This window comes from Caballeronia humi, from assembly GCF_001544475.1.
Lineage (GTDB): Bacteria > Pseudomonadota > Gammaproteobacteria > Burkholderiales > Burkholderiaceae > Caballeronia > Caballeronia humi.
Window position 1 is genome coordinate 1 of the sequence record NZ_FCNW02000218.1, and the last position, 816, is coordinate 816.

The following is an 816-nucleotide window of genomic DNA, read 5'->3' on the forward strand; positions in this document are numbered from 1 at the left end:
CGCGCCGATGAAAAGGGCGACCACTACGTGCTCAACGGCACCAAGATGTGGATCACCAACGGCCCCGATTGCGACACGCTCGTCGTCTACGCGAAAACCGACATCGAAGCGGGCGCGCGCGGCATTACGGCGTTCATCGTCGAGAAGGGGATGAAGGGCTTTTCCGTCGCGCAGAAGCTCGACAAGCTCGGCATGCGCGGCTCGCATACGGGCGAACTCGTGTTCGAGAACGTCGAGGTGCCGAAGGAGAACATCCTCGGACAATTGAACGGCGGCGCGAAAGTGCTGATGAGCGGCCTCGATTACGAGCGCGCCGTGCTCGCGGGCGGCCCGACCGGCATCATGCTCGCGTGCATGGACGCGGTCGTGCCGTATATCCACGATCGCAAGCAGTTCGGGCAGGCGATCGGCGAATTCCAGTTGATTCAGGGCAAGGTTGCAGACTTGTACACGACGCTGCAGGCGTGCCGCGCGTATCTGTACGCGGTCGGGCGGCAGCTCGACACGATCGGCTCTGGCCACGTGCGCCAGGTGCGCAAGGACTGCGCGGGCGTGATCCTCTACACCGCCGAAAAAGCGACCTGGATGGCCGGCGAAGCCATCCAGATCCTCGGCGGCAACGGTTATATCAACGAGTATCCGGTCGGACGTCTTTGGCGTGACGCGAAGCTCTACGAAATCGGCGCGGGCACGAGCGAAATCCGCCGCATGCTGATCGGTCGCGAACTGTTCGCTGAAACGGCATAAAGGGCGCGCCATGCCGATCATCGAAACGAAACTGAACCCGCGCGGCGAAGAATTCCGCACGAATGCGGC

1 protein-coding gene is annotated in these 816 nt (G+C 62.6%); it reads left to right on the plus strand.

Features of this window, described 5'->3' with window-relative positions; translation table 11 throughout:
- A partial coding sequence (locus AWB65_RS35125; protein WP_200821882.1) for an acyl-CoA dehydrogenase family protein occupies positions 1 to 747 on the plus strand: 747 nt, incomplete at its 5' end.
- Positions 748 to 816 lie beyond the last annotated feature (69 nt).